The sequence below is a fragment of the Rodentibacter caecimuris genome, from assembly GCF_010587025.1.
Lineage (GTDB): Bacteria > Pseudomonadota > Gammaproteobacteria > Enterobacterales > Pasteurellaceae > Rodentibacter > Rodentibacter caecimuris.
Map to the genome: position 1 here is coordinate 1,215,138 of NZ_CP040863.1, position 14,726 is coordinate 1,229,863.

At 42.4% G+C, this 14,726-nt stretch carries 10 protein-coding genes and 1 other RNA gene; 8 read left to right on the top strand and 3 right to left on the bottom strand.

Translation table 11 applies throughout. The features are described 5' to 3' along the window. Positions 1 to 7 precede the first annotated feature (7 nt). Positions 8 to 214, bottom strand: a non-coding RNA gene (gene ssrS, locus FEE42_RS06175) — 6S RNA. Between the two features lie 76 nt (positions 215 to 290). Further along, a complete protein-coding gene (locus FEE42_RS06180; RefSeq protein WP_059365901.1) occupies positions 291 to 587 on the bottom strand; it encodes a cell division protein ZapA in 297 nt (98 codons plus the stop codon). A 160-nt stretch (positions 588 to 747) separates the two neighbouring features. On the opposite strand from FEE42_RS06180, the gene polA reads away from it, so the two are divergent. The 8 genes from polA to FEE42_RS06220 all read left to right on the top strand — a co-directional run bounded on the left by polA (position 748) and on the right by FEE42_RS06220 (position 9,398). Then, positions 748 to 3,546, top strand: coding sequence for a DNA polymerase I (polA, locus tag FEE42_RS06185; protein WP_164027938.1), 2,799 nt, complete (start codon positions 748 to 750; stop codon positions 3,544 to 3,546). Between the two features lie 11 nt (positions 3,547 to 3,557). Beyond that, a complete protein-coding gene (locus tag FEE42_RS06190; protein ID WP_135969064.1) occupies positions 3,558 to 3,875 on the top strand; it encodes a cupin domain-containing protein in 318 nt (105 codons plus the stop codon). A 174-nt stretch (positions 3,876 to 4,049) separates the two neighbouring features. Next, positions 4,050 to 4,721, top strand: a complete 672-nt coding sequence (locus FEE42_RS06195; protein ID WP_135969065.1) for a helix-turn-helix transcriptional regulator — start codon at positions 4,050 to 4,052, stop codon at positions 4,719 to 4,721. Between the two features lie 74 nt (positions 4,722 to 4,795). Beyond that, on the top strand, positions 4,796 to 6,067 hold the full coding sequence (locus FEE42_RS06200) for an SLC5/6 family protein (RefSeq protein WP_059365905.1): 1,272 nt from the start codon (positions 4,796 to 4,798) through the stop codon (positions 6,065 to 6,067). 9 nt (positions 6,068 to 6,076) lie between these two features. Next, positions 6,077 to 7,378, top strand: coding sequence for an L-cysteine desulfidase family protein (locus FEE42_RS06205; RefSeq protein ID WP_164027939.1), 1,302 nt, complete (start codon positions 6,077 to 6,079; stop codon positions 7,376 to 7,378). A 194-nt stretch (positions 7,379 to 7,572) separates the two neighbouring features. Further along, positions 7,573 to 7,719 (top strand): DUF1868 domain-containing protein, encoded by a 147-nt coding sequence (locus FEE42_RS13030; RefSeq protein WP_164028816.1) that lies wholly within the window; start codon positions 7,573 to 7,575, stop codon positions 7,717 to 7,719. 447 nt (positions 7,720 to 8,166) lie between these two features. After that, positions 8,167 to 9,162: a YeeE/YedE family protein gene (locus FEE42_RS06215; RefSeq protein ID WP_164027940.1), complete on the top strand. Its 996-nt coding sequence runs from the start codon at positions 8,167 to 8,169 to the stop codon at positions 9,160 to 9,162. 14 nt (positions 9,163 to 9,176) lie between these two features. Next, positions 9,177 to 9,398 carry a sulfurtransferase TusA family protein gene (locus FEE42_RS06220; RefSeq protein WP_164027941.1) on the top strand — a complete coding sequence of 74 codons (222 nt, stop codon included), beginning with the start codon at positions 9,177 to 9,179 and terminating at the stop codon, positions 9,396 to 9,398. 198 nt (positions 9,399 to 9,596) lie between these two features. Here FEE42_RS06220 and FEE42_RS06225 read toward each other — a convergent pair whose 3' ends face one another. After that, the gene (locus FEE42_RS06225) at positions 9,597 to 14,687 is read right to left on the bottom strand and encodes a calcium-binding protein (protein ID WP_164027942.1); all 5,091 of its coding nucleotides are present in this window, start codon (positions 14,685 to 14,687) and stop codon (positions 9,597 to 9,599) included. Between the last annotated feature and the right edge of the window lie 39 nt (positions 14,688 to 14,726).

Consider the following 14,726-nt stretch of genomic DNA (forward strand, 5'->3'; position numbering starts at 1 on the left):
TAGAAGGAAAGAACCCGGAATGCCGTTATGGGTGGTAGTCCTTGAACCCGACGGTTCAAGGAAATCGATAAGGTCATTTTCAGGTTTCTTAATTCCTTTATTTTTCAGGAGAAGAATAAAGGCAAAGCCTACACACCAATGACGGGAAACCGATTTATAAGATTTTAAGTATCGGCTCAGGGACATAACCCATTGTCGAACATTCCAGGAAATCTCTATGCCGTTATACTAGCGAAAAGCAGGTGTTTTTACCAGCCTTTATTTTTAAAATCTGCGATCTTGCTCACAAATTATTCTCTTGCAGAACGAATGCTCTCCAAAGAATGATCTAACTGGCGAATCCGTGTTTTCAACACTTCTTCGATTTGTGCATTTTTGTGTTTCTCTTGAGTCAGTTCAAAACTCAAATTTAATGCCACAATAGAAAGCACACGATCAAGCTGAATTAACCCTGTTTTTTCTTTCATTTCAGAAACCAACGCATCTAAATTACGTGCCGCTTGGCGTAAATCCTCTTCCTGCTCATAAGGCACATTTAAACGTAATACTTGTCCCAATACGACAATTTCAACCGATTTTAATGACATTGTATTTCCTTTAATTTTCATTTTTGAACGGGACGGCATTATGCCATAAGCAAACTTTTTCGTCATATTTTTTACATCGCGTCAGTCGGCTTTAGCGCTTCGCACCGACTCTGAATTTACGCTATAATGTCGCCATCTTTAGCTTTCATATGAGATTTTTATGGCACAGATCGCAGCAAATCCATTGGTATTAGTGGATGGTTCTTCTTACTTATATCGCGCATTTCATGCATTTCCCCCTTTAACGAATTCCGCCGGTGAGCCAACCGGTGCAATGTATGGTGTATTAAATATGCTTAAAAGCCTGATTTCACAGGTGCAGCCTAGCCACATTGCCGTGGTATTTGATGCCAAAGGGAAAACCTTCCGGGATGAGCTGTTCGAACAATACAAATCTCATCGCCCGCCTATGCCCGATGATCTCAGAAAGCAAATTCAACCGTTACACGATATGATCCGCGCCCTTGGTATTCCCCTTTTAGTGGTAGAGGGCGTAGAAGCGGATGATGTTATCGGCACACTCGCCAGACAAGCGTCCCACAACGGTAAAAAAGTGCTTATCAGCACCGGCGATAAAGATATGGCACAACTGGTAGATGACAATATTATGCTCATCAATACCATGAACAATAGCTTATTGGACCGCCAAGGTGTGATTGAAAAATACGGTATTCCGCCGGAACTCATTATTGATTACCTTGCACTGATGGGCGATAGCTCGGATAACATTCCGGGGGTTGCCGGTGTGGGAGAAAAAACCGCACTGGGGCTTTTACAAGGTCTCGGCAATATGGCCGAAATTTATGCCAATCTTGATAAGGTGGCTGAGTTGCCGATTCGAGGGGCAAAAAAGCTCGGTGAAAAATTGATTGCCGAAAAACAAAATGCGGATTTATCTTACACCCTTGCAACGATTAAAACCGATGTGCTATTAAACATAACGCCTGACGAATTATTGCTCGGTGAAAGTGATAATGACCGATTGATTGAATATTTTGGTCGCTATGAATTTAAACGTTGGTTAAATGAAGTCATGAACGGTTCGGATTCCATCACACAGGCAAACGATCAATCGGTGAAAATAAATCCGTATCAAGCCACACAAAGTATTCCGTCGGGAAGTGCGGTTGAAAAATTACCGGAAATTCAAATTGATCGCAGCCGATATGAAACCTTACTCACTTCAGCTGATCTTGAGCGTTGGATTGATAAGCTATCAAAAGCCTCCCTATTTGCCTTAGATACCGAAACCGACAGTCTGAATTATATGGCGGCGAATCTTGTCGGGCTTTCTTTTGCGCTTGAGAACGGTGAAGCGGCTTACCTTCCGCTACAACTGGATTATCTCGGTGCGCCTCAAACACTCGAAAAAACAACCGCACTTTCTGCACTCAAACCGATTCTTGAAAATGCCAACATCAAAAAAGTAGGACAAAATATCAAATATGATCTCACCATTTTGGTGCGAAATGGCATTGATGTGCAAGGTGTTGCTTTTGATACGATGTTAGAATCCTATGTGCTGGACAGCACCGGTCGTCACAATATGGATGATCTCGCTAAACGCTATTTAGGACATCAGACTATCAGCTTTGAAGATATTGCCGGTAAAGGTAAAAATCAACTGACATTCAATCAAATTCCATTGGAACAAGCGGCGGAATATGCCGCCGAAGATGCAGATGTCACGATGAAACTCCAACAAGCACTATGGCAGAAATTACAGCAAACGCCAAGTTTAGTCACACTTTTTGAAGAAATGGAATTGCCGTTGTTAAGCGTACTTTCCCGTATGGAACGCACCGGCGTATTGATTGATAGTGATGCCCTGTTCATGCAATCCAATGAAATTGCCACAAGATTGATCGCACTTGAAGCACGCGCTTACGAACTCGCCGGGCAAACCTTTAATCTAGCATCCACCAAACAACTACAAGAAATTTTATTTGATAAACTCGGTTTGCCAGTGCTGCAAAAAACCCCGAAAGGTGCCCCTTCTACCAATGAAGAAGTATTGGAAGAATTGGCATACAGTCACGAGTTGCCAAAAGTATTAGTAGAACATCGAGGCTTAAGCAAATTAAAATCGACCTATACGGATAAATTACCACAAATGGTAGAGCCGAACACAGGGCGTGTTCATACTTCTTACCATCAAGCGGTAACCGCAACAGGGCGTTTATCCTCCAGTGATCCAAATTTACAAAACATTCCGATCCGTAATGAAGAAGGTCGCCGTATTCGTCAAGCTTTTATTGCCCGTGAAGGCTATTCCGTCTTGGCTGCCGACTATTCCCAAATCGAATTGCGCATTATGGCGCATTTATCTCAGGATCAAGGTTTGATTAATGCCTTTGCACAAGGTAAAGATATTCACCGTTCCACTGCTGCTGAAATCTTTGGCGTACCATTGAATGAAGTAACCGGTGAGCAACGCCGCAATGCAAAAGCCATCAACTTTGGTTTGATTTATGGGATGTCCGCTTTTGGGCTTTCCCGCCAACTTGGCATTCCACGTGGCGATGCACAAAAATATATGGATTTATATTTCCAACGTTATCCGGGGGTACAAACCTTTATGCAGGATATCCGCGAGAAAGCCAAAGCACAAGGCTATGTGGAAACCCTATTCGGTCGTCGTTTATATTTGCCGGATATTAATGCCGCTAACGCAATGCGCCGAAAAGGGGCGGAACGGGTTGCCATCAATGCCCCAATGCAAGGCACGGCAGCAGATATTATTAAACGTGCGATGATTAAACTTGACGAACTCTTTCGCCAGGATCCCGATATTGATATGATTATGCAAGTACATGATGAATTAGTGTTTGAAGTGCGGTCGGAAAAAGTCGAGTTTTTTAGCAAACTAATCAAACAAAATATGGAAACCGCCGCTGAACTTGTCGTACCTTTGATTGTAGATGTCGGCGTCGGGAAAAACTGGGATGAAGCGCATTAAATGGAGGCAATATGACATATCAAATTATTTGTAGTAAAGATTTCACAGCCAAACGTCCCTGGGGGGCCCTAGATATCACTGAAATGAACGGTATCAGTGTACGTTTACATTGGACGAATCAACCTTATAAATGGCATATCAATGATGGCGAAGAAGTTTTTGCTGTCTTGGATGGTATAGTAGAAATGCGTTACAAAGAAAATAACGAAGAAAAAATGACATTACTTAAAACCGGCGACATTTTCTACGCCGGAATTGGCACTGAACATCTCGCTATCCCACAAGGTGAAGCTCGGATTTTGGTGATCGAGAAAGCAGGTTCAATTTAATTGAGCCATAAAATAGTTGCTAAGTTTAACATCCCCTGTGTTTTCACAATGGATTTTTTCTTCTAAAAAGTATAAAAAACTTAACCAAAATCAAGATTGTAGTTAAATTAATTTGACTATTTAAAATAACTTCATCATACTTTGCCTCAACCATAAAGTGGTGAGGAGAAGAAAATGAGCGATGAGCAACTAACTTTAATTGCACAAGATGTCGATCAACATATACTGCAATCTTATCTTCATTTAGCCGATTCTATCGCCCATTTATTAGGGGAATGTTGCGAAGTAGTGGTTCACCAATTAGGTGAACTCAGTTCTTCTGTAATAAAAATTGTAAACGGCTTTCACACAGGGCGTTCCGTGGGCGCGCCAATTACAGATAAAGCCTTAAAAATCCTCAAAGACTATCAAAAAGCTCCTAAACAGTTAAAACAAAGTTATTTTTCCACCACCAATTACGGGCATTTAGTTAAATCCACCACTCATATTATTTTAGGCGGAAACGGCAAACCCATTGGATTATTTTGTATTAATCTGAATTTGTCTTATCCATTAGATAAAATTATGGCAAATTTAATGCCACAACAAAATTTAGCGATTCCACCAAAAGACGAAACTTTTGTGTCAAACCATCAGGACATGATGAAATATTCGCTTTCCAAAGCCATTTCTACTGTTGAGCAACATATTACACCTCATCAAAAAAACTACAAAAAAGCTATTATTACTGATTTATATGACAACGGTTTTTTTGAATTAAAAGATGCCGTAATGTTTGTGGCAGAGAATCTTCGTTTAACTAAATATGCCATTTATAAGCACCTCCGCGAACTCAAAGGTGAATAATTTTTAATTGATGTTTTTTTCACTCAAGGAAAGCAAATAAAGAAACAAACTTATTTTCTTACTTGGAGAAAACGATGAAAAATGAACTTTCAAAAGCGGAACTTAAAGCCGTAATGAAATTTGATGCTACCGATTTCGGTTGGGTCATTATGAGTATTGGTATGGCAATTGGTGCGGGCATCGTATTTTTGCCTGTACAAGTGGGATTGATGGGCATGTGGGTATTTTTGTTGTCCTCCGTTATTGGCTACCCCGCCATGTATTTGTTTCAACGATTATTTATTAACACCCTTGCCGAATCACCAAAATGTCAAGATTATCCAAGTGTCATTTCAGGTTATCTTGGCAAAAACTGGGGGATTTTATTAGGCGCACTTTATTTTGTGATGTTAATTATTTGGATGTTTGTGTATTCCACCGCGATTACAAATGACAGTGCCTCATATTTACACACCTTTGGCGTAACCAAAACCTTACTCTCTGAAAATCCATTTTACGGTTTAATTCTTATCTGTATTTTGGTAGCAATTTCATCTAGAGGTGAAAAACTATTATTTAAACTTTCCAGCTTTATGGTTCTGACTAAATTATTTGTCGTCGCTGCACTTGGCTTTGCCATGATCGGTATGTGGCATTTATATAACATTGCTGCACTGCCGCCTGCCGGTTTGTTAATTAAAAACGCAATCATCACCCTGCCGTTCACCTTAACCTCAATTTTATTTATTCAAACCTTGAGTCCGATGGTCATATCCTACCGTCAAAAAGAAGTGAATCATGAAATAGCCCGCCGTAAAGCCTTACGCGCCATGAATATCGCATTCTTTATTTTGTTTACCACAGTATTTTTCTACGCAGTATCTTTCACCCTTGCCATAGGGCACGAAGAAGCGGTAAAAGCCTATGAACAAAATATTTCAGCCCTTGCCATCGTCGCACAATTCTTCCCGGGCTCTTGGGCAACCTATGTTGGCATGATTTTAAATATCTTCGCCGTAATGACAGCATTCTTTGGTGTATATCTTGGCTTTCGTGAAGCCACCCAAGGGATTGTAATAAACCTACTCGCGCGTATTATGCCTGAAGATAAAATCAATCAACATTATGTACAAAAAGGCATTATGATTGGCGCAATTTTACTGGCTTGGGGAGCTATTGTACTCAATGCGCCAGTATTGAGCTTCACTTCAATTTGTAGCCCCATTTTTGGTTTAGTCGGTTGTTTAATCCCTGCATACTTAGTGTATAAAGTGCCAATGTTACATAAATACAAAGGTGTCTCACTTTACATCATTATCATCACGGGTATTTTATTGTGCATATCTCCTTTCCTTACCTTTTTATAGGAGCCCATTATGAATAACAAATTGCAACACATTGGCGATCAACTCATCGCCATCGTTCAAAAAGATGTGGTTCCGGCACTCGGTTGTACCGAACCGATTTCCCTTGCCCTTGCCTCTGCAACAGCGGCTAAATATTTAGGCAAAAAGCCAGAACGTATTGCAGCCAAAGTATCACCAAACCTAATGAAAAACGGTTTGGGTGTAGCCGTGCCGGGAACGGGTATGGTTGGCTTGCCCATTGCCGCAGCAATTGGTGCATTAGGTGGCGATTCTGAGGGGGGCTTGGAAGTGTTAAAACATATCACACCACAACAAGTTTCAGCAGCAAGAGCCATGCTCGATCAAAAACTTGTGACTGTTGATATTCACCCAACGGATCACATTCTCTATTCAGAGGCGGTGCTTTTAGCCGATAAAGATTGGGTGAGAGTGGTCATTCAAGATCAACATACGAATGTAATTTTGGTTGAAAAAAATGGCGAAATCCTCTTTGAAAAAACAGAAAATGAATATACCGATGGTGCCCCCTACGAGATTTTCAAACAGGTTACTGCGCGTGAAATTTTTGAATTTTCCTGCCAAGTTCCGCTAGACAAAATTCGCTTTATCGGGCAAACCGCCGAACTCAATCGAGCCCTTTCTAATGAGGGTTTACGGGAAAACTACGGCTTACATATCGGGCGAACTTTACGTAAACAAGTTGGCAGCGGCCTAATTTCAGACGATCTACTTAGCAAAATAATGATCGAAACCACCGCAGCCTCCGATGCCCGAATGGGTGGGGCAACCTTGCCTGCAATGAGTAATTCCGGTTCGGGAAATCAAGGGATTACCGCCACCATGCCCGTGGTGGTGGTCGCCGATTATTTGAATATCAATGAAGAAAAACGCCTACGCGCGTTATTTTTATCACATTTAATGGCGATTTATATTCACAGTAAACTGCCGAAATTATCCGCACTTTGTGCGGTAACCACCGCATCCATGGGAAGCTGTGCCGGCATTGCTTATTTATTAACGGGGAAATTTGAAACCGCCAGCATGGGTATTTGCAGTATGATCGGCGATATTAGCGGCATCATTTGCGACGGTGCGGCAAACAGTTGCGCAATGAAAGTCTCCACCAGTGTGGCATCAGGCTACAAATCCGTATTGATGGCAATGGATGAAACCCGTGTCACCGGTAACGAAGGTATCGTTGAACATGATCTTGATCGCACTATTGACAACCTCTGCGCCATCGCCTCAAAAAGTATGCAGTATATTGATCGCCAAGTGATTGAAATTATGGTGAGTAAGCCCTGCTCTTAATTTCTTCGTCAAAAACTCCCCCCAAAGGCGATACCGCCAATTAAGGGGATTTCCCCGATGACCGTTGCAAAAGCGCAATTTATCGACCAATCCAATTTACAGAGTCACTCTCAAGGTAAATACTCTTCAATTCACCGCAATTTTTATAATTAAAACAGTTGTTTTCGCCTGTAAAAATTATTGTTTCAAAATGAATTTTACCAACCGTAGGGACAAGCTATAAATTTGATTATGACGGGCAAGCACTACGTTATCCCGGAAATTCAATTGTTAGCCATGTTCCACAAGATACTAGCACACAACTGGAAAAAATATACACCGGAACAATTAGCCCGTGCTGAAATCCAAAGAAAAATTTGGTCCGACACGTTTAAACAACAAAATCCGTTGCTTGAAATAAATACGGTTGAATTTTCTATTTTCGACGATATGTTAGCCTATTCGCCATTATTAAAATACCACTTAAATACTTCCGTCTAAGCGTATTAAGCGATATTCAATGCGGCGAACTCAAATCGCTTTCGAACATAATAAAATCCCGATTGAGTTAAATTCAATCGGGATTTTACCCTTTTTAGTCGATTAAATTTTTATCTGGCTGCTATACAGAGCCCGTTTTTTAACCGCACTTTTTATTCCAAAAGCACATATCAATTAACTAAAAATTCTTGGCGCATATAACTTAATTTTATTAAAAATAAAACCGGTCTTACTTAAAGACGATTTTTAATCTAAGGAGGTTTTATGCTTTTGAAGGGTTATGTTGTGGTATTTTGCTCGGCTTTGTCATGCAACGCGGACGTTTTTGTATCACCGGTGCATTTCGTGACTTATATGTAACAAAAAACAATAAAATGTTTGTCGCCTTACTCATTGCCATCACCGTGCAATCTATCGGTTTTTTCATTTTAAAAGAAATTGGCTGGTTGAATATTGAGCCCGCCAAAAATTTTGAATTTGTTGCCGTGATCGCCGGATCATTTATTTTCGGTATCGGTATTATTTATGCCGGCGGTTGTGCGACAGGAACTTGGTATCGCGCGGCGGAAGGTTTAATCGGTAGCTGGGCGGCGTTAATCATGTATATGTTATTTAGTGCCATGATGCGTACCGGCCCGCTTGGCGAATTCAATCAAACACTGCGTAGTATCAAAATAGACGAACGCAATATTTATGAAAGCATCGGTGTATCCGCATGGTGGCTCGTGGCATTATTAACCGTTATCACCGGCTATTACGTGTACAAACATCTTGCGAAGCCACAGGTAAAGTTCGCCACGCTAAAACCTAAAAAAACCGGCATTGCCCACATTTTATTTGAAAAACGTTGGCATCCCTTTGTTTCAGCCATATTAATCGGTTTGATTGCATTTGCAGCTTGGCCGTTAAGTGTGGCAACCGGACGAATTGGCGGTTTGGGTATCACCACACCATCGGCAAACATTATGCAATACCTCATCACCAATGAAGCAAAATTTATTAATTGGGGCGTATTCTTAGTATTGGGAATCTTTATCGGTTCATTTATTGCGGCAAAAGGCAGTAATGAATTTCGTCTCCGCCTACCGGATACGCAAACCATGGTACATAGTGCATTCGGCGGCTCACTAATGGGTATCGGGGCGAGCTTAGCGGGAGGCTGCTCAATCGGTAATGCCCTTGTCGCCACGGCATACTTTTCATGGCAGGGTTGGATCTCCCTCCCATTAATGGTGCTTGGCACTTGGTTTGCCGCTTATTTCACCATTATCCGTCCACAACGATTAAAAGCAGTAACCGCTTAATTTGAGGAGAAAAAATGATTGTTAAATTACCGACACTTGGTTTAGTTTGCCCCTTTCCATTAGTGGAAGCAAAGGCAGAAATGGCGAAACTCAATAAAGGCGACGGTCTTGAAATTGAATTTGACTGTACTCAAGCCACAGAAGCTATCCCAGTTTGGGCAGCAGAAGAAGGTTATGAAGTAAGCAATTTTGAACAAATTGGTGATGCAAAGTGGACAATTACTGTCCTGAAATAACGCGCTGAAGTGCGCGTCAAAAACAAGGAAGTTTTTAACCGCACTTTTATTTTTACTTTCCATAGCAAAAGTAAAATTAAATATTATTTCACAAGAATAAAAAACGGTACGAGCAGCAAGTAAAATTGCCAATCGTACCGTTTTAATTCAACTTAAAAGTTTACCACCTTTCGAACGGTAAACTTTGGTTATCTGCAATTAGATAATATTAGTGATTGTATCATCAATATATACTTTAGCATTCCCGTTTGTATAAGCAGTATAAGTATGTTCTGAACCGTCTAACGCAGTTCTTGTCGTTGTTTCGGTCGTTTTACTAAATCCACCTAAACTGCCATTTCCGTCAGATCCAAGATCAACGGTATCGGAACTATCCCCTGCAACATAAAGAGTACCAGAATTTGCCAATACATCAGCTAATTTCACTTTTACCGTTTGACTCCCGCTCGCAGTCATATCAACCGCTTCAAAATCTCTCAGTCCTTCCGGTCTATTTGAACTGCTAGTGCCCGAACTCATATCCACTGTTGTACCACTACCAGTAATTGATACGGTATCAAAACCTTCACCGCCTTGAATATCAACTTGATTACGATTAGTGTTTATTTCAGCTCCACCAGTATTATATTCATGAATACTATAATCTTGAGTAAATTCAACAATATCATCGCCAGCACCACCAGTTATCTTATAGTAATGAGCATCTGTAGTATAACCAACATCACCTAAAATAATCTTATCGTTGCCGTTTCCACCATCAATACGTGTATCACCTACATGAGTATGATAAGTGGTTGTGAATTGAGCTTGGCTTAAATCAATCGTATCATTACCTTCCCCTCCATTGATATACGTCATACGTAAATCACTGGCTTTGACGATAAGTTCATCATTTCCATCGCCCAAATCAACATTGACCCAGAATAAATCCCCTTTGCCTCTGTTTGGAGATAACGTGATCACATCATCTCCGCTACCTGCTTGAATATCCGTATATTGGATATTACCTGCACCTTTTTCACCAATTGATAATTTGTCATTACCTGCACCTAAATCAATCTTATTCCAGTTTGTCTTAGTTGCATGGCTACTCGCTGCAGAACCGTTGAATACCGCACCACCAGCAACAATCATCGTATCATCACCATCTCCAAGGTTCACTTGATTATTTATACCGGCTAACTTACCACGAATGGTGAGTACATCATCTCCGGTTCCCATTGATAAGATAGAGGAACGGGAATTACCTCGAATATCCAACTTATCATTATCAGCACCGGTATCAATTGTGGAACGAATCACATTATTAGTAATAACCACCGTATCATCACCACCGTTAGTTTTAATACTACCAGCAGTGATTGATTGTCTTCCCGCAATATTAGTACTATCCGTCCCCCGACCAACGACAACAAGATTGGCTGCCTCATTTCCATCAATCTGAGCTTGATCATTAATTTGATCAACTGAATTAGGATTTTTTGCTTTGATCTTATCAACAACCGATTTACTAGGCTTAGCCGATGGAATTGGACGACCTGTTATAATAACATTCGGTTCAAGTTGCGGTGTATCATCTACTTCACTATCATCTCTAGGATCTGCATCTCTCGGGTCATCCGAATCCTCGCCATCATCTTCCCAAGCGCTTGTATCCGTTTGATCTGGCAATGGATATGGCTCTTCTACCTCCGGGAAGTCATTGTTAATCTCATCCGCTTGCTTATCAAGCTCGGCTTTCTGTGCATCATCGGTCACTTTCGCAATCGCTTCTTTCGCCGCCTCTTTTAACGCATTCGCTTCATCTTGCTGTGCTTTTAATGCTGCTTCATCTTTGAGGCTGCCATCCGGATTTTTCTCTGCATTTGCAATCGCTTCATCTAATGCCGCTTCCGCAGCTTTTGCCTTCGCTAACGCCTCATCCGCCGCTTTCACCGGGTCTGCCGTCGGGAAGTCGTTGTTAATCGCATCCGCTTGCTTATCAAGCTCGGCTTTCTGTGCATCATCAGTGATTTTTGCAATCGCTTCTTTCGCCGCCTCTTTTAACGCATTCGCTTCATCTTGCTGGGCTTTTAATGCTACTTCATCTTTTAAGCTGCCATCCGGATTTTTCTCTGCATTTGCAATCGCTTCATCTAATGCCGCTTCCGCAGCTTTTGCCTTCGCTAACGCCTCATCCGCCGCTTTCACCGGGTCTGCCGTCGGGAAGTCGTTGTTAATCGCATCTGCTTGCTTATCAAGCTCGGCTTTCTGTGCATCATCGGTCACTTTCGCAATCGCTTCTTTCGCCGCCTCTTTTAACGCATTCGCTTCATCTTGCTGGGCTTTTAATGCTGCTTCATCTTTGAGGCTGCCATCCGGATTTTTCTCTGCATTTGCAATCGCTTCATCTAATGCCGCTTCAGCCTCTTTCGCTTCTGCTAAGATATATTCCGCCGCTTTCAGGGGATCCCCTACCGGAAAATCATTGTTAATTGACTCAACTTGTTCTGCTAACTCAGTTTTCTTCATACTATCCGGCAAACGTTCAATTAATCTTTTAGCAAAATCTTTAAAGGCATTAGCGTTATTTTGAGCGACTAGTAAGTCTACATCTGACTCGTCTTTTAAGCTGCCGTCCGGATTTTTCTCCGCATTTGCAATCGCTTCATCTAATGCCGCTTCCGCAGCTTTTGCCTTCGCTAACGCCTCATCCGCCACTTTCACCGGGTCTGCCGTCGGGAAGTCGTTGTTAATCGCATCTGCTTGCTTATCAAGCTCGGCTTTCTGTGCATCATCAGTCACTTTCGCAATCGCTTCTTTCGCCGCCTCTTTTAACGCATTCGCTTCATCTTGCTGTGCTTTTAATGCTGCTTCATCTTTGAGGCTGCCATCCGGATTTTTCTCTGCATTTGCAATCGCTTCATCTAATGCCGCTTCCGCAGCTTTCGCCTTCGCTAACGCCTCATCCGCCGCTTTCACCGGGTCTGCCGTCGGGAAGTCGTTGTTAATCGCATCCGCTTGCTTATCAAGCTCGGCTTTCTGTGCATCATCAGTGATTTTTGCAATCGCTTCTTTCGCCGCCTCTTTTAACGCATTCGCTTCATCTTGCTGGGCTTTTAATGCTACTTCATCTTTTAAGCTGCCATCCGGATTTTTCTCCGCATTTGCAATCGCTTCATCTAATGCCGCTTCCGCAGCTTTTGCCTTCGCTAACGCCTCATCCGCCGCTTTCACCGGGTCTGCCGTCGGGAAGTCGTTGTTAATCGCATCCGCTTGCTTATCAAGCTCGGCTTTCTGTGCATCATCAGTGATTTTTGCAATCGCTTCTTTCGCCGCCTCTTTTAACGCATTCGCTTCATCTTGCTGGGCTTTTAATGCTACTTCATCTTTTAAGCTGCCATCCGGATTTTTCTCTGCATTTGCAATCGCTTCATCTAATGCCGCTTCCGCAGCTTTTGCCTTCGCTAACGCCTCATCCGCCGCTTTCACCGGGTCTGCCGTCGGGAAGTCGTTGTTAATCGCATCCGCTTGCTTATCAAGCTCGGCTTTCTGTGCATCATCAGTGATTTTTGCAATCGCTTCTTTCGCCGCCTCTTTTAACGCATTCGCTTCATCTTGCTGTGCTTTTAATGCTGCTTCATCTTTGAGGCTGCCATCCGGATTTTTCTCCGCATTTGCAATCGCTTCATCTAATGCCGCTTCCGCTGCTTTCGCCTTCGCTAACGCCTCATCCGCCGCTTTCACCGGGTCTGCCGTCGGGAAGTCGTTGTTAATCGCATCTGCTTGCTTATCAAGCTCGGCTTTCTGTGCATCATCAGTCACTTTCGCAATCGCTTCTTTCGCCGCCTCTTTTAACGCATTCGCTTCATCTTGCTGGGCTTTTAATGCTACTTCATCTTTTAAGCTGCCATCCGGATTTTTCTCCGCATTTGCAATCGCTTCATCTAATGCCGCTTCCGCAGCTTTTGCCTTCGCTAACGCCTCATCCGCCGCTTTCACCGGGTCTGCCGTCGGGAAGTCGTTGTTAATCGCATCTGCTTGCTTATCAAGCTCGGCTTTCTGTGCATCATCGGTCACTTTCGCAATCGCTTCTTTCGCCGCCTCTTTTAACGCATTCGCTTCATCTTGCTGTGCTTTTAATGCTGCTTCATCTTTGAGGCTGCCATCCGGATTTTTCTCTGCATTTGCAATCGCTTCATCTAATGCCGCTTCCGCAGCTTTTGCCTTCGCTAACGCCTCATCCGCCGCTTTCACCGGGTCTGCCGTCGGGAAGTCGTTGTTAATCGCATCCGCTTGCTTATCAAGCTCGGCTTTCTGTGCATCATCAGTGATTTTTGCAATCGCTTCTTTCGCCGCCTCTTTTAACGCATTCGCTTCATCTTGCTGGGCTTTTAATGCTACTTCATCTTTTAAGCTGCCATCCGGATTTTTCTCCGCATTTGCAATCGCTTCATCTAATGCTTTGGCCGCTTTTTCTGCTGCTTCTACTGCGGCTTTCGCTTCAGTTGCCGGGTCTTCCGCTACATCAGGCACACGGTTGTCAATCACCTCAACACGTGTAGTTAAATCCGTTTTATCCGTACTCGTATCCGGTAACGCATCCACTGCCGCTTTCGCTGCATCTTTTAATGCATCCGCTTCTTTTGCTTGCTCGTCTAACTTAGACTTTTCTTCCGCAGTTAAACCGCCTTTTTGGGCTTCCGCAATCGCTTTATCTAGGTCAGATGCTGCCTTCTCTGCTGCAGCTACTGCATTTTTTGCTGCTTTTACTGGAGCTGTATTGTCCGGTTCTTCATTATTAGAACCATTATTGTTACCTGAACTACCTCCGCTGTTGCTCGCTGCAATAGTGATACCTGCTGCCAATGGAACTAATGCGGCTAACCACCATGGGTTAAATGCCCAGAACGCACTAGCTAATTCGTCACCACCTAGAATTTGTGGTGCTGCTACTTGATCAGCAAGTAAACTCACCGCATCAGTTTTTACACCCGATTCTGGAATATATGCATAGATCTTGCCATTATCGGCTTGACCAATTAATAAGTTGCTTGTTTCTTTTCCTGCCTCTTCATCATAGTAATCTTTGATGACAATATCTTCTTTAACGTCACCATCTTTTAAGAAGATTTTTAAATCATTATCTTCCCGTTTAGTAATAATATTCTCCGGCCCAAAGCCTGTTTTATCATCAATAAGTTGATAATTAGCTTCGACTTTTGCAGCTAACGTTAACGTTTCGCCTTGCTTAATTTTGTGCTCTGCAATAACCGTTTTAGCATTTAACACTTTTAATGTGGTAGACATACATCCCCCCTAAATTCGTCAATAAAATAAATGTTTCTA